Here is a 14,552-nt window from a genome sequence, read left to right on the forward strand (position 1 = left end):
ATCCTTCCTTGTCCTCACGTGCGGAGAGCTTCCCGGGAGCCGAAATGACAGACGCCATAACAGGGGTATTGTACGTGGTCGCCACGCCGATTGGGAATCTGGACGACCTTGCCCCCCGTGCCGCACGGCTGCTGGGCGAGGTCGACCTGGTGGCCGCCGAGGATACCCGGCACACCTCGCGCCTGCTGCGCCACCTGGGCGTGGCGCCGCCGCTGTTGTCGCTGCACGAGCACAACGAGGCCGCGCGGGTCGAGCAGATCGACGCCCGGCTGGCCGCCGGGGAGGCCGTGGCGCTGGTCAGCGATGCCGGCACGCCCCTGATCAGCGATCCCGGTTTCGTGCTGGTACGCGAGCTGCGCGCCCGCGGGCGTCGCATCGTGCCGGTGCCCGGCGCGTGCGCCCTGGTGGCGGCGCTCTCGGCGGCGGGCCTGCCCACCGATCGTTTCCTGTTCCAGGGCTTCCTGCCGGCCAAGGGGGGCACCCGGCGAGGACGGCTCGAGGCGCTGGCCGAGCGCGAGGAGACCCTGGTGTTCTACGAGTCGCCGCATCGCATCCGTGACACCCTGGCCGATCTCGGTACGGTGCTCGGCGAGCGTCAGGTGGTGCTCGCCCGGGAGCTGACCAAGACCTTCGAGACCTTTCTCGAGGGCACCCCCGAGGCCCTGCTGGCGCGGATGGCGGACGACCCCGACCAGGCCCGTGGCGAGTTCGTGGTGATGGTGGCCGGCGCCGCGCCGAAGTCGGCCGACGAGGCCGCCAGCGTCGATGCCGATGCGCTGCTTTCCGCCATGCTCGCCGAGGGCGTGGGGGTCAAGCAGGCCGCGGCAGTGACCGCCCGGACCCTGGGGGGCGCCAAGAAACAGTGGTACGCCAGGGCGCAGGCGCTCAAGGACGGGGATTGAGGGGGTGGCGGGGCGCTGGTATGCTTGCCGCGGGAGTTGGCCAGACAGCCGCCGCCGGAGCGATCCGGGGGAGGAAAGTCCGGGCTCCACAGGGCAGAGTGCCAGGTAACGCCTGGGCGGCGCGAGCCGACGGAAAGTGCAGCAGAGAGCAGACCGCCTACGTCTCCTTCGGGAGGCCGGTAAGGGTGAAAGGGTGCGGTAAGAGCGCACCGCGCGCCTGGTAACAGTGCGTGGCACGGTAAACCCCACTCGGAGCAAGACCAAATAGGAACCCGTTGGCGTGGCCCGCGTTGGGTTCGGGTAGGTTGCTTGAGGGCGACGGTGACGTCGCCCCTAGAGGAATGGCTGTCCCCGACAGAACCCGGCTTATCGGCCGACTCCCCACGAATTCCTTGCGCGCCGCCGTCCGGCGGCGCCCCGCCATTTGCAAGACCAGCCGCCAAGAGAAGCGCATGACGTCATCCGCCCCCGAACACGCCCCCCGCGGCTTTCGCCATGCCAGCGTGCTGCTCGACGGGGCGGTCGACGCCCTGATCCATGATCCGGCGGGCCATTATCTGGACGGCACCTTCGGCCGCGGCGGCCACTCCCGGGCGATCCTCGAGCGGCTCGCTCCCGAGGGGCGGCTGCTGGCCATCGATCGCGATCCCCAGGCCATCGCCGAAGCGGCGAACATCGACGACGAGCGCTTCGCCATCGATCAGGGCGAGTTCGCCCGCCTGGGCGAGTTTGCCGAGGCGCGCGGCCTGCACGGCCGGCTGTCCGGCATGCTGCTCGATGTCGGCGTCTCCTCGCCCCAGCTCGACGATCCGGAGCGGGGCTTCAGCTTCCTGCGTGACGGCCCGCTCGACATGCGCATGGACCCGACCCGTGGCGAGAGCGCCGCGGACTGGCTGGCCCATGCCGCCGAGGGCGAGATCGCCCGGGTGTTCAAGACCTACGGCGAGGAGCGCTTCGCCCGTCGGCTGGCCAAGGCGATCGTGGCCCGCCGCGTCGAGACGCCCTTCACCCGCACCGGCGACCTGGCCGAGGTGATCAAGGCCGCCCATCCCGCCTGGGAGAAGGGCAAGCACCCGGCCACCCGCGCCTTCCAGGCGCTGCGCATCCAGGTCAACGGCGAGCTCGACCAGCTCGATGCCGCCCTCGAGGCCGCCCTCGAGGCGCTGGCCCCCGGCGGGCACCTGGTGGTGATCAGCTTCCATTCTCTGGAGGATCGTCGGGTCAAGCGCTTCATCCGGGATCACGTGCGCGGCGACACCCATCTGCCCAAGGGCATCCCGCTGCGCGACGACCAGATCCAGCGGCGCCTGGAGTCCGTCGGCAAGGCGCGCCGTCCGGGGCCGGAGGAGGTCGAGGCCAACCCCCGCGCCCGCAGTGCGGTGATGCGCGTGGCGCGCAAGCGATACTGAGGTACGGCATGGCTCAAGGACGCGACGCCACTCCCTCTTCCTTCGCCTGGCCGCTGCGCCTGCGCCCGACCCTGGGGCTGGCGCTCAATGCCGTGCTGCTGGCGGCCTGCCTGGGCGCGGCCCTGGCCGTGATCGCCACCAGCCATCAGACCCGGGTGCAATACGCGCAGCTGCAGGCGCTCGAGCGTGAGCACCAGCAGCTGCAGACCGAGTGGAGCCAGCTGCTGCTCGAGGAGAGCGCCTGGTCCTCGCCGTCGCGCATCGAGCGGCTGGCCAGCGACCGGCTCGAGATGCGCCTGCCCGGCATCGACGAAGTCGAGGTCATCCGGCCATGAGTGCCACGCCTCGTCGCGGCAAGACGCGTCATGCCCCGTCGCCCATGGGGCAGGCCCGCTACCGGGTGATGCTGGGGCTGGTGCTGATCGGCCTGGCGTTGCTGGCCGGACGCATCGTCGACCTGCACGTCTTCGACCGCACCTTCCTGCAGGGGCAGGGCGATGCCCGGACCCTGCGCGTCGATCCCATTCCCGCCCACCGCGGCATGATCACCGATCGCCACGGCGAGCCGCTGGCGATCTCCACCCCGGTGGTGACGCTGTGGGCCAACCCCCAGGATCTGCCCGACGATCGCATCCAGCGGCTGCGCCTGGCCCAGGCCCTGGGGCAGGAGCCCGAGGCCCTGAACGCGCGCATCGAGCGCTATGCCGATCGCGAGTTCATGTACCTGCGCCGCCGCATGACGCCGGTGGACGCCCAGGAGGTGCTCGACCTGCGCATCCCAGGGGTGCACAAGCGGGCCGAGTACAAGCGCTACTATCCTGCCGGTGAGGTGATCGCCCAGCTGATCGGCGTGACCAACATCGACGATCAGGGGCAGGAGGGGCTGGAGCTCGCCTATCAGTCCTACCTCTCCGGGGAGCCGGGGCGTCGCCGGGTGCTTAAGGATCGGCGCGGACGACTGGTCCGCGACCTGGAGGTGCTCCAGGAGGCCGAGCCCGGCGGCGACCTGACGCTGGCCATCGACCAGCGCCTGCAGTACATGGCCTATCGCGAGCTCAAGTCGGCGGTGGACGAGAACGACGCCGACGGCGGCGTGCTGGTGATGCTCGACGCCGATACCGGCGAAGTGCTGGCCATGGCCAACCAGCCGTCCTACAACCCCAACAATCGTGCCGGCCTCGATCCCGGCGGGTTGCGCAACCGCGCCATCGTCGACGTCTTCGAGCCCGGCTCGGTGATGAAGCCGCTGGCCATGTCGGCGCTGCTCGAGACCGGCCGGTTCCCGCCCGATACCGTGATCGACACGTCGCCGGGCTGGATGGTCATCGACGGTTACACCATCAAGGACGTCGCCAACTACGGCGAGCTGACCCTGTCCGGCATCCTCGAGAAGTCCTCGAACATCGGCATGTCCAAGCTGACCCTGCAGCTTGACGACCCCGTGGTGCCCGAGCGCTATCGGGCGCTGGGCTTCGATCAGGTGCCGGGCACCGGCTTTCCCGGCGAGGCGGGGGGCAGCGTGCCGGCGCCCCAGGTCTGGTCCAGCAGCCAGTGGGCGGCGCTGTCCTATGGCTACGGCCTGTCGGTGTCCGCGCTGCAGCTGGCCGGGGCCTACACCGCCATCGCCAACCACGGCGAACGCCTGCCGCCGTCGCTGTTGCGTCTCAATCGGCCGCCGGCCGGCGAGCCGGTGATCGAGCCCGACGTCGCCGACCGCGTGCTGGGCATGATGGACCGGGTGGTGGAGCCGGGCACCGGTGCCCGGCGTGCCCTGGTGCCGGGCTACAGCGTGGCCGGCAAGACCGGCACGGTGCGCAAGAGCGGCGGGGGTGGCTACGAGGAGAACGCCTATCGCTCGCTGTTCGTGGGTATCGCGCCGGTCTCCGATCCGCGCCTGATCACCGTGGTGATGATCGACCACCCCCGGGGCGACGCCTTCTACGGCGGCGCGGTGGCGGCACCGGTGTTCTCACGGGTGGCCGGCAGCGCCCTGCGGCTGCTGGACGTGCCCCCCGACCTGCTGGACGAGGATTCATGAGCGCCGCACCGTTCGCCGTTCGCCATGCGATCGTTCATCGCCCGATCGTCTATCGCCTGACCGTCTACCGAAAGGAGAGCCCATGGACGTGACCGCCGAGCGCCTGATCGAGGCCCTGAGCGCCCACTGGCCCCGCCGGCGCGAGGCGCTGGCCGGGCTCGCGCTGCCCGCCCGGCCGCGGTTGATCCTGGACAGCCGGGAGCTCGCCGCCGGCGACGTCTTCCTCGCCGTGCCCGGGGTATCCGTCGACGGCCGCGACTACATCGCCGCCGCCCTGGAGGCCGGCGCCGCCCTGGTGCTGGCCCATGACGACGACGCCTCGACGCTGCCGGACGACCCACGGGTGGTGGCGCTGCCACATCTGCGCACCCGGCTCGGCGAGCTGGGGCGCGACCTCTTCGACGTGCCCGAGGCGCTGGAGCTGATCGGCGTCACCGGCACCAACGGCAAGAGTTCGGTGACTCACTACATTGCCGCCCTGAGCGAACGCCTCGGTCGACCGGCCGGCATGATCGGCACCCTGGGCCACGGGCGCCCCGGCGCGCTGGTCGAGGGGCGGTTGACCACGCCGGGGCCGCTGGCGCTGCAGGCCGCCCTCGGCGAGCTCGCCGGCTCGGGCCTGGAGCGGGTGGCCATGGAGGTCTCGTCCCATGCTCTGGAGCAGCGGCGTCTCGATGCCTGCCGCTTCCGCGCCGCGGTGTTCACCAACCTGAGTCGTGACCATCTCGACTATCACGGCAGCATGGCCGCCTACGCCGCGGCCAAGGCGCGGCTGTTTCGTCGCAGCGAGCTCGCGCTGGCGGTGGTCAACGCCGACGACCCGCTGGCGCGGCTGATGCTGGCCGGGCTGGGTGAGGACGTGCGGGTGCTGGCGGTAGGCAAGGACGAGGCCGTGACCCTGCGCGTGGTGGACTGGGTGCCCCATGGCGAAGGCCAGCGCGCGCTGGTCGCCACGCCCGACGGCGAGCGCATGTTGACGCTGCCGCTGATGGGACGCTTCAACCTGACCAACGTGCTGCTGGCCATCGCCACGCTGCACGGCCTGGGGGAGGCGATCGATGACCTGTTCGAGGCCGCCGCCGGGCTCGCGCCGGTGCCCGGTCGCATGCAGGCGCTGGTCGGCGAGGGCGCGCCGACGGTGGTGATCGACTACGCCCACACCCCGGACGCCCTGGAGAATGCCCTGCAGGCGCTGCGTGCCCATCTGCCCGACAGCGGCCGGCTGTGGTGCCTGTTCGGCTGCGGCGGTGACCGCGATGCCGGCAAGCGCCCGCTGATGGCCGCCGCCGCCGAGCGCCACGCCGACCGGCTGGTGATCACCGACGACAATCCCCGCTCCGAGGCGCCGGCGGCGATCCGCGAGGCGATGCTCGAGGGGCTGTCCGAGGCCGGCCGCGAGGCCGCCGAGGTGGTCGACGGCCGCGCCCGGGCGATCCGCGACATCATCCGCGAGGCCGCCGCCGAGGATGTGATCCTGATCGCCGGCAAGGGTCACGAGGCCTATCAGGAGATCGACGGCGTCCGCCATGCCTTCTCTGATCTCGCCGAGGCCGAGGCGGCGCTGGCCGCCCGCCGGGAGGGCGAGGCATGAGCGGCGTCGGTCTCGAGACCCTGGCCGAGGTCGCAGCGGCGCTCGGCCTCGACGTGCCCGACGCCGGTGTGGGCGTCGAGCTGTCGGTGGGCGAGATCGTCACCGATACTCGCCGCCTGGGCCCGGGGGCGCTGTTCGTGGCGCTGACCGGCGAACGCTTCGATGGCCATGACTTCATCACCGCCGCCCGCGAGGCGGGGGCGGTGGCCGCGGTGGTCGAGCGTCGCGTCGACGATCCGCTGCCACAGCTCGAAGTGGCCGACGCTCGCCTGGCCCTGGGCCTGCTGGGGCGCGCCCGGCGCCGCGCCTGGGGCGGCCCGCTGGTCGCGGTGACCGGCAACAGCGGCAAGACCACGGTCAAGCAGATGCTGGCCACGCTGCTGGCCCGCCGCGGCGAGACCCTGGCCACCCGGGGCAACCTCAACAACGACATCGGCGCGCCGCTGACGCTGCTCGAGCTGGCCGCCGAGCACCGCCAGGCGGTGGTCGAGCTCGGCGCGAACCACCTGGGCGAGATCGCCTGGACGGCCGGTCTGGCCGAACCGCAGGTGGCGGTGATCACCAACGTCACCGGCGCCCACGTGGGCGAGTTCGGCGGCCCGGGCCGCATCGCTCAGGCCAAGGCCGAAATCCTGGCGTCGCTTCCCGGCGACGGGGTGGCGGTGCTCAACCGCGACGACCGCTACTTCGCCAGCTGGGCGAGCCTGGCGGCCCCGCGAGAGGTGCTGGATTTCGCCGTGGAAGGACCGGCGCGTCTGCGCGCCGAGACACTGGTTTGCGATCCGCTCGGACGCTATGCTTTCACGCTGTTTCACGATGATCGCGAACTGGGGCGCGTGCAGCTTGCGCTGCTCGGCCGCCACAACGTGGCCAATGCCCTGGCGGCGGCGGGCGCGGCGCTGGCCATGGGCCTGGCCCCGGACGACGTGCTGGCCGGGCTTGAGGCCGTCGCGCCGATGCCGGGCCGGCTCAGCGTGGTGGAGGGTGTCAATGGCTCGCGCTTGCTCGACGATACCTACAACGCCAACCCCGGCGCGGTGAAGGCCGCCCTCGATCTGCTGGCCAGCCTGCCGGGACCGCACTGGTGCCTGCTGGGCGCCATGGGTGAGCTGGGCGAGGCCTCGGCGCGGCTTCACGAAGAGGTTGGCCATCACGCGCGCGAGCTTGGCATCGACTTTCTCGGCACCCTCGGCGAGGCGGCGCGGCCGGCCAGCCGCGCCTTCGGCGAGGCGGGGTGTCATTTCGACGATCGGGAGGCGCTGACGCGCCACGTCCTCCAACATCTGCCGCCAGGGGCCAGCGTGCTGGTCAAGGGCTCGCGCAGTGCCGGCATGGAGGCCGTGGTGTCGGCGCTGTGTCCGGATGCATCAAGGTAAGGCATTACATGCTGCTCTTTCTGGCTGAACTGCTGGCGCAATTCCAGAGCGCCTTTCACGTCTTCAACTATCTGACCCTGCGCATGATCCTGGGCACCCTCACCGCCCTGGTGCTGTGCCTGTGGCTCGGCCCGAAGGTGATCCGCCGACTGGTGGAGCGCCAGATCGGCCAGGCGGTGCGTGACGACGGTCCCCAGTCGCATCTCTCGAAGGCCGGCACGCCGACCATGGGCGGCGCCATGATCCTGATGGCGATCGCCGTCAGCACCCTGCTGTGGGGCGATCTGCGCAACCACTACGTGTGGGTGGTGCTGGCCGTGACCCTGGGCTTCGGCGCCATCGGCTGGGTCGACGATTATCGCAAGGTGGTGGAGAAGAATCCCCGTGGCCTGCCGGCGCGCTGGAAGTACTTCTGGCAGTCGGTGATCGGTCTGGCCGCCGCGGTGATCCTCTACGTGACGGCTGCCTCGCCGGTGGAGACCAGCCTGATCCTGCCGCTGTTCAAGGACTTCGTGCTGCAGCTCGGGCTGTTCTACGTGGTGCTCACCTATCTGGTGATCGTCGGCAGCTCCAACGCGGTGAACCTCACCGACGGCCTGGACGGTCTGGCCATCATGCCCACCGTGCTGGTGGCCATGGGCCTGGCGGTGTTCGCCTATGCCAGCGGCAACACGGTGTTCGCCGAGTACCTGCAGATCCCGATGATTCCCGGCGCCGGCGAGCTGGCGGTGTTCTGCGCCACCATCGCCGGGGCGGGCCTGGGCTTCCTGTGGTTCAACACCTACCCGGCACAGGTGTTCATGGGCGACGTGGGGGCGCTGGCCCTGGGCGCGGCCCTGGGCGTGGTGGCGGTGATCGTGCGCCAGGAGATCGTGCTGTTCATCATGGGCGGCATCTTCGTGATGGAGACCGTCTCGGTGATCCTGCAGGTGGGCTCCTACAAGCTCACCGGGCGTCGCATCTTCCGCATGGCGCCCCTGCACCATCACTTCGAACTCAAGGGCTGGCCGGAGCCGCGGGTCATCGTGCGCTTCTGGATCATCACCGTGGTGCTGGTGCTGCTGGGCCTGGCCACCCTGAAGATCCGCTGATGCCGCATCGCTGAGGAGCCGCTGATGGTCAAGGTGCCCAAGGGCGTCACGCTGGTGGTCGGGCTCGGGGTCTCCGGGCGCGCCATCTGCCGCCACCTGCAACGCCTCGGGCGACCCTTCATGGTCGCCGACACCCGCGCCGCGCCCCCGGGGCTGGACGACTTCCATGCCGCCCATCCGGGCGTGGCGATACACTGCGGGGCGCTGACCGAGCTGGACATGGAGGCGGCCCGCGAGATCGTGGTCAGTCCCGGCGTCGATCCGGCAAGCCCCGGACTCGGTGCCCTGGCCGGTCGCCTCGGCGAATCCGGCGAGCCGCTCGTCGTCGGCGAGATCGCGCTGTTCGTGCGCGCGGCCCGCGCGCCCATCGCCGCCATCACCGGCGCCAACGCCAAGTCCACCGTGACCACGCTGCTCGGCGAGATGGCCGCAGAGGCCGGCCGGCGCGTGGCGGTGGGCGGCAACCTCGGCACGCCGGCGCTGGACCTGCTCGTCGAGTGGCCCGATGCCGAGCTCTACGTGCTCGAGCTGTCCAGCTTCCAGCTCGAGACCACGCCGCGGCTCGGCGCCGAGACCGCCGCCTTCCTCAATCTGTCGGAGGATCATCTGGACCGCCACGGCGACCTCGCCGGGTATCGCGCCGCCAAGCAGGCGATCTTCCGCGGCGCGCGCCACGGCGTGATCAACGCCGAGGACCCGGCCACCTGGCCGGACGCGCCGCCGCCGGCCCTCGATCGTTTCACCACGGCGTCGCCCGAGGGCGAGGCGTGGGGCATCGCCGTCCACGACGACGGCAGCGGTCCACGCGACTGGCTGATGCACGGCACCGCGCCGTTGATGCCGGCCTCGGCGGTGCGCCTGCCGGGACGCCACAACCAGGCCAACGCCCTGGCGGCCCTGGCCATGGGGCATCGCCTCGGCCTGGGGATGGCCGCCATGCGCCGCGTGCTCGAGCGCTTCGCCGGCCTGCCGCATCGCGGCGAGCTGATCGCCGAGGTCGGCGGGGTGCGCTGGATCAACGACTCCAAGGGCACCAACGTGGGCGCGACCCTGGCCGCCATCGCCGGGCTCGGCCCGACGCTGTCCGGCCGCCTGATCCTGCTCGCCGGCGGGGAAGGGAAGGGCGCCGACTTCACGCCGCTGGCCACGCCGCTGGCTCGTCACGGGCGCGAGGCGATCCTGTTCGGCCGCGACGCCGAGCGCCTTGCCGCCGCGTTGGACGGCGCCGTGGCCTCGACCCGAGTCGATGACCTCGAGGCGGCCATGGCCAGGGCCGCCGAGATCGCCGCTCCCGGCGACTGCGTGCTGCTGTCCCCGGCCTGCGCCAGTCTCGACCAGTTCCCGAATTATCAGGCCCGAGGCGAGGCCTTCCGGGCCGGCGTCGAGCGCCTGGCCGAGGAGGAGTGCTCATGAGCCGCCTGGCCCGTCTTCGCGAACGGCTCTCCACCGCCGACCAGCCCTTCGACGGCTGGCTGGTGATCGCCGCTCTGGCACTGCTGCTGATCGGCTGGGTGATGGTGACCTCGGCCTCCAGCGAGGTGGCTTCGAGCCTGACCGGCAATGCCTGGTACTTCAGCCTGCGTCATGGCGCCTTCCTGCTGCTGTCGATAGCGATCGCGGCCCTGGCGATGCGGGTGCCGCTGGCCTGGTGGAAGGCCAACGGGCCCTTGCTGCTGCTGGTCGGCATCGTCCTGCTGGTGCTGGTGCTGGTGGTCGGCCGCGAGGTCAACGGCAGCAAGCGCTGGCTGTCGCTGCCCGGCGTGCCGTTCAATCTCCAGGCTTCCGAGATCGCCAAACTGTGTCTGATCGCCTATCTGGCCGGCTATCTGGAGCGTTTCCTGCCCCAGGTGCGCCGAGAGTGGGGGGCCTTCCTGCGGCCCCTGGTGGTGCTGGGTCTGTTCGGCGGCCTGCTGATCTTCGAGCCGGACTATGGCGCCGTGGTGGTGATGACCGGTTGCGTGATGGGCATGCTGCTGATGGCCGGCGCGCCCTGGATCCGCTTCCTGCTGCTAATGGCGCTGGTGGCCGTGCTGGGCGTCGTGGTGGCGATCGCCGAGCCCTATCGCATGGCGCGCCTGACCAGCTTCGTCGACCCCTGGGCCGACCAGTTCGCCAGTGGCTACCAGCTGACCCAGGCGCTGATCGCCTTCGGGCGCGGGCAGTGGCTGGGCACCGGGCTCGGCAACAGCGTGCAGAAGCTGTTCTACCTGCCCGAGGCGCATACCGACTTCGTGTTCGCCGTGCTCGCCGAGGAGCTGGGGCTGGTGGGGGCGATCGCCGTGATCGGCCTGTTCGCGCTGCTGGTGTGGCGTGCCATGGCGGTCGGGCGGCGCGCCGAGCTGGCCGGCCTGGCCTTCGCCGCTTATGCCAGCTATGGCATCGCCCTGGTGATCGGCGCCCAGGCCTTCATCAACATCGCCGTGAGCAGCGGGATGCTGCCCACCAAGGGACTGACCCTGCCGCTGCTGAGCTACGGCGGCTCGAGCCTGGTGGTGAGCTGCATCATGGTGGCGATGCTGCTGCGGGCCGACATCGAGACCCGCCAGGCCGTGCGCCGGGCCTCGCCGACCGCGGCTCGGGACACGGCGTCCGGGACCCGCGGTGCCGGCAAGCGCGCGGCCGCCAAGAGTGACCCTGGCAAGAGCAAAGGAACGCAAGCATGAGTCGACGCGAGGGGCGACGCGCCCTGATCATGGCCGGCGGCACCGGCGGCCACGTCATTCCGGCCCTGTCCCTGGCCCGCGCGCTGCAGGCCCGCGGGGTCGAGGTCGAGTGGCTGGGCAGCCCGCGCGGCATCGAGAACCGTCTGGTGCCCGAGGCCGGCCTGCCGCTGCATCGCATCGCCGTTAGCGGGCTGCGAGGCAATGGCCTGGCCGGCTGGGCGATGGCGCCCTGGCGGCTGATCGGCGCGGTGCGCCAGGCCGGCCGGGTGATCCGCACCTTCGATCCCCAGCTGGTGGTGGGGCTCGGCGGTTTCGCCAGCGGCCCCGGCGGCCTGGCCGCCTGGGTGGCGCGCCGGCCGCTGGTGATCCACGAACAGAACGCCGTGGCCGGGCTCACCAACCGCGTCCTGGCACGGCTGGCGCGCGGGGTCTATGCGGCCTTCCCCCAGGCCTTCCCGGGCCGCGCCGAGGTAGTCGGCAACCCGGTGCGCAGCGACATCGCTGCCATCGGCGAGACGCCCCGCGACGCCGAGACGATGCGCGCCCGTCCGCTGCGTCTGCTGGTGGTGGGCGGCTCGCTGGGCGCGCTGGCGCTCAACCGGGGCATGCCCGAGGCGCTGGCCCGGCTGCCCGAGGCCGAGCGCCCCGAGGTGCGGCATCAGGCCGGCCGCGACAAGGACGCGGCGACCCGCGAGGCGTATGCGGGGCAGGGCGTGGCCGCCGAGGTGACCGCCTTTATCGATGACATGGCCGAGGCCTACGACTGGGCCGATCTGGTGGTCTGCCGGGCCGGGGCCCTGACCGTGGCGGAGCTGGCGGCGGCGGCCAAGCCGGCGCTGTTCGTGCCCTTCCCGCACGCGGTGGACGACCACCAGACCGCCAACGCCGCGGCCCTGGTGGCCCAGGGGGCCGCCGCCCTGATGCCCCAATCCGAGATGACTGCGGCGACGCTGGCCGACCGGCTGGCGGCGCTGCTCGACCCCGACACGCTTGCCACCATGGCCGCCGAGGCGCGAGGCTGTGCCCATCTCGACGCCGTGGAACGGCTGGTGGCCGGTTGCATGGAGACTGCTTTTGAGTGACCAGACCCTAGGGCCGGTACCCGGCCAAGCCACGCCCCCGCGCCTCGGGCGCGGGCTGGGCATGCGCCGTATCCGGCGCATCCACTTCGTCGGCATCGGCGGTGCGGGCATGTGCGGCATCGCCGAGGTGCTGGCCAACGAGGGCTACGACGTCAGCGGCAGCGACCTCCGGGTCTCGCCGGTGGTCAATCGCCTGCAGGCCTGTGGCGTGCGCGTGGCGATCGGCCATGCCGAGGACAATGCGCGCGATGCCGACGTGGTGGTCGTCTCCACGGCGGTGGATCCGGCCAATCCCGAGGTGCGCTGGGCCCAGGAGCATCGCGTGCCGGTGGTGCGCCGGGCCGAGATGCTGGCCGAGCTGATGCGCTTCCGTCATGGCATCGCCGTGGCGGGCACCCATGGCAAGACCACCACCACCAGCCTCACCGCCACCCTGCTGGGCGAGGGCGGGCTGGACCCGACCTTCGTGATCGGCGGTAAGCTCACCAGCGCCGGCACCAACGCGCGGCTGGGGGAGGGGGACTACCTGGTGGCCGAGGCCGACGAGTCCGATGCCTCCTTCCTGCACCTGCAGCCGATGGTGGCCATCGTTACCAATGTCGACGCCGACCACATGGCGACCTACGGCGGCGACTTCGAGCGCCTCAAGGACACCTTCGTCGAGTTCCTGCACAACCTGCCGTTCTACGGGCTGGCCGTGCTGTGCATCGATGACGCCAACGTGCGTGGACTGCTTGAGCGGGTCAGTCGCCAGTTCGTGACCTACGGCTTCAGCGACGACGCCGACTACGGCATCGAGGACTTCGCTCAGTCGGCCGGCGAGGTGCGCTTCACCGCCCGGCGGCCCGACGGGCTGGCGCCGCTGCCGGTGCGCCTGGCCATGCCGGGGCGCCATAACGCCCTGAACGCCCTGGCCGCCATTGCCGTGGCCAGCGACGCCGGCGTCGACGACGACGCCATCCTGCGCGGGCTGGCGAGTTTCGCCGGGGTCGGTCGGCGCTTCCAGGTACACGGCCATTTCCCCGCCCCGGCCGGTGACGGCGAGGTGATGCTGGTCGACGACTACGGCCACCATCCCCGCGAGGTGGAGATGGTCATCCAGGCGGTGCGCGACGGCTGGCCCGACCGTCGCCTGGTGATGGCCTACCAGCCGCACCGCTACTCGCGTACCCGGGACCTCTACGAGGATTTCGTGCGCGTGCTGGCGGGGGTCGATACGCTGCTGTTGCTCGACGTCTACGCGGCCGGCGAGACGCCGCTGCCCGGCGCCGACGGGCGCAGCCTGGCGGGTTCGATCCGCCAGCGCGGCGAGGTCGATCCGATCTTCGTGCAGGACAAGGCCGAACTGCCGGGGCTGCTGGCCAAGGTGCTGCGCCCCGGCGACATCCTGATCACCCAGGGCGCCGGTGACGTGGGCGGCATCGCCCAGCGATTGGCCGACGCCCGTCTGGCGCTCGACGAGGTGACGCTATGACGACCGACGTGACCGGCCCGGGCCGGGTGGTGGTGCTCTATGGCGGGGACTCCGCCGAGCGCGAGGTGTCGCTGAAGAGCGGTGCGGCGGTGCTGGCCTCGCTCGAACGCAGCGGCGTCCAGGCGGTCGGCTTCGATCCCGCCGAGGAGGGGGGGCTGGCCGGGCTCGAGGCGCTGAGGCCGGACGTCGTCTTCATCGCCCTGCACGGGCGCGGCGGCGAGGACGGCACCCTGCAGGGCGCCCTCGAGCTGCTGGGCATCCCCTACACCGGCAGCGGGGTGATGGCTTCGGCGCTGGGGATGGACAAGCAGCGCACCAAGCTGGTCTGGCAGGCCCTGGGGCTGCCGACGCCGCAGAGCGAGATGCTCGGTCCCGACGCCGACTGGGCGGCGGTGGCGGAGCGTCTGGGGCTGCCGCTGATCGTCAAGCCGGTTCACGAGGGCTCGACGCTGGGCATCACCATCGTCGAGAGTCCCGAGGCCCTGGAGGCGGCCTATCGCGACGCCGCGCGCTTCGATGCCCGGGTGATGGCGGAGCGCTTCGTGCGCGGCGAGGAGTACACGGTGACGCTGCTGGGCGACAGTGCGCTGCCGGCGATCCGCGTCGAGGTGCCGAATGGCTTCTACGACTACGAGGCCAAGTACCTTTCCGACGAGACGCTCTACCACCTGCCCTGCGGCCTGCCGGCCGGCGACGAGGCGCGGCTCGCCGAGCTGAGCCGCGATGCCTTCGCCGCCATCGGTTGTGCGGGGTGGGGGCGCGTCGACGTGATGCGCGACGCCGAAGGGCGTTTCTGGTTGCTCGAGGTCAACACCGTGCCGGGCATGACCGATCACAGCCTGGTGCCTCAGGCCGCCGCTCACGCGGGCATCGACTTCGATGCGCTGGTGCGGCGCATCCTCGACACCGCCGGGCGGACCTGAGGC

At 71.5% G+C, this 14,552-nt stretch carries 12 protein-coding genes and 1 other RNA gene; all 13 read left to right on the forward strand.

The window, feature by feature from the left end:
• The first annotated feature begins 44 nt into the window (after positions 1-44).
• The 13 genes from rsmI (at position 45) to CVH10_RS11525 (ending at position 14,549) form a co-directional block, all read left to right on the forward strand.
• Positions 45-902, forward strand: a complete 858-nt coding sequence (rsmI, locus tag CVH10_RS11465) for a 16S rRNA (cytidine(1402)-2'-O)-methyltransferase (RefSeq protein ID WP_035592455.1) — start codon at positions 45-47, stop codon at positions 900-902.
• 32 nt (positions 903-934) lie between these two features.
• Positions 935-1,287: RNase P RNA component class A (gene rnpB, locus CVH10_RS11470), an RNA gene on the forward strand.
• Between the two features lie 67 nt (positions 1,288-1,354).
• Positions 1,355-2,311: a 16S rRNA (cytosine(1402)-N(4))-methyltransferase RsmH gene (gene rsmH, locus CVH10_RS11475; protein ID WP_106488751.1), complete on the forward strand. Its 957-nt coding sequence runs from the start codon at positions 1,355-1,357 to the stop codon at positions 2,309-2,311.
• Positions 2,312-2,319: 8 nt separating this feature from the next.
• Complete coding sequence (gene ftsL / locus CVH10_RS11480; protein ID WP_035592464.1) at positions 2,320-2,646, forward strand: cell division protein FtsL; 327 nt, start codon at positions 2,320-2,322, stop codon at positions 2,644-2,646.
• Complete coding sequence (locus CVH10_RS11485) at positions 2,643-4,349, forward strand: penicillin-binding protein 2 (RefSeq protein ID WP_035592466.1); 1,707 nt, start codon at positions 2,643-2,645, stop codon at positions 4,347-4,349. Before ftsL ends, CVH10_RS11485 begins: the two co-directional genes overlap by 4 nt.
• A gap of 82 nt (positions 4,350-4,431) precedes the next feature.
• Entirely contained in the window at positions 4,432-5,940 is a 1,509-nt protein-coding gene (locus CVH10_RS11490; RefSeq protein ID WP_106488752.1) for a UDP-N-acetylmuramoyl-L-alanyl-D-glutamate--2,6-diaminopimelate ligase, read from the forward strand.
• Positions 5,937-7,316, forward strand: coding sequence for a UDP-N-acetylmuramoyl-tripeptide--D-alanyl-D-alanine ligase (gene murF / locus CVH10_RS11495; RefSeq protein WP_106488753.1), 1,380 nt, complete (start codon positions 5,937-5,939; stop codon positions 7,314-7,316). The genes CVH10_RS11490 and murF overlap by 4 nt, the downstream gene beginning before the upstream one ends.
• 8 nt (positions 7,317-7,324) lie before the next feature.
• The gene (mraY, locus tag CVH10_RS11500; protein WP_035592476.1) at positions 7,325-8,407 is read left to right on the forward strand and encodes a phospho-N-acetylmuramoyl-pentapeptide-transferase; all 1,083 of its coding nucleotides are present in this window, start codon (positions 7,325-7,327) and stop codon (positions 8,405-8,407) included.
• Between the two features lie 24 nt (positions 8,408-8,431).
• Entirely contained in the window at positions 8,432-9,820 is a 1,389-nt protein-coding gene (gene murD / locus CVH10_RS11505; protein ID WP_106488754.1) for a UDP-N-acetylmuramoyl-L-alanine--D-glutamate ligase, read from the forward strand.
• Positions 9,817-11,070, forward strand: a complete 1,254-nt coding sequence (gene ftsW, locus CVH10_RS11510) for a putative lipid II flippase FtsW (protein WP_106488755.1) — start codon at positions 9,817-9,819, stop codon at positions 11,068-11,070. Before murD ends, ftsW begins: the two co-directional genes overlap by 4 nt.
• Positions 11,067-12,152, forward strand: coding sequence for an undecaprenyldiphospho-muramoylpentapeptide beta-N-acetylglucosaminyltransferase (gene murG / locus CVH10_RS11515; RefSeq protein ID WP_106488756.1), 1,086 nt, complete (start codon positions 11,067-11,069; stop codon positions 12,150-12,152). Before ftsW ends, murG begins: the two co-directional genes overlap by 4 nt.
• 61 nt (positions 12,153-12,213) lie before the next feature.
• Complete coding sequence (gene murC, locus CVH10_RS11520; RefSeq protein ID WP_046079747.1) at positions 12,214-13,626, forward strand: UDP-N-acetylmuramate--L-alanine ligase; 1,413 nt, start codon at positions 12,214-12,216, stop codon at positions 13,624-13,626.
• On the forward strand, positions 13,623-14,549 hold the full coding sequence (locus CVH10_RS11525) for a D-alanine--D-alanine ligase (RefSeq protein ID WP_035592488.1): 927 nt from the start codon (positions 13,623-13,625) through the stop codon (positions 14,547-14,549). Before murC ends, CVH10_RS11525 begins: the two co-directional genes overlap by 4 nt.
• The last annotated feature ends 3 nt before the right edge of the window (positions 14,550-14,552 follow it).

This window comes from Halomonas sp. ND22Bw, assembly GCF_003011945.1.
GTDB classification, from domain to species: domain Bacteria; phylum Pseudomonadota; class Gammaproteobacteria; order Pseudomonadales; family Halomonadaceae; genus Halomonas; species Halomonas halophila.

What these genes read in the sequence shown, in the direction of transcription:
- rsmI (WP_035592455.1), top strand. Translation starts at nt 45, where the DNA reads ATGACAGACGCCATAACAGGGGTATTGTACGTGGTCGCCACGCCGATT.
- rsmH (WP_106488751.1), top strand. Translation starts at nt 1,355, where the DNA reads ATGACGTCATCCGCCCCCGAACACGCCCCCCGCGGCTTTCGCCATGCC.
- ftsL (WP_035592464.1), top strand. Translation starts at nt 2,320, where the DNA reads ATGGCTCAAGGACGCGACGCCACTCCCTCTTCCTTCGCCTGGCCGCTG.
- CVH10_RS11485 (WP_035592466.1), top strand. Translation starts at nt 2,643, where the DNA reads ATGAGTGCCACGCCTCGTCGCGGCAAGACGCGTCATGCCCCGTCGCCC.
- CVH10_RS11490 (WP_106488752.1), top strand. Translation starts at nt 4,432, where the DNA reads ATGGACGTGACCGCCGAGCGCCTGATCGAGGCCCTGAGCGCCCACTGG.
- murF (WP_106488753.1), top strand. Translation starts at nt 5,937, where the DNA reads ATGAGCGGCGTCGGTCTCGAGACCCTGGCCGAGGTCGCAGCGGCGCTC.
- mraY (WP_035592476.1), top strand. Translation starts at nt 7,325, where the DNA reads ATGCTGCTCTTTCTGGCTGAACTGCTGGCGCAATTCCAGAGCGCCTTT.
- murD (WP_106488754.1), top strand. Translation starts at nt 8,432, where the DNA reads ATGGTCAAGGTGCCCAAGGGCGTCACGCTGGTGGTCGGGCTCGGGGTC.
- ftsW (WP_106488755.1), top strand. Translation starts at nt 9,817, where the DNA reads ATGAGCCGCCTGGCCCGTCTTCGCGAACGGCTCTCCACCGCCGACCAG.
- murG (WP_106488756.1), top strand. Translation starts at nt 11,067, where the DNA reads ATGAGTCGACGCGAGGGGCGACGCGCCCTGATCATGGCCGGCGGCACC.
- murC (WP_046079747.1), top strand. Translation starts at nt 12,214, where the DNA reads ATGCGCCGTATCCGGCGCATCCACTTCGTCGGCATCGGCGGTGCGGGC.
- CVH10_RS11525 (WP_035592488.1), top strand. Translation starts at nt 13,623, where the DNA reads ATGACGACCGACGTGACCGGCCCGGGCCGGGTGGTGGTGCTCTATGGC.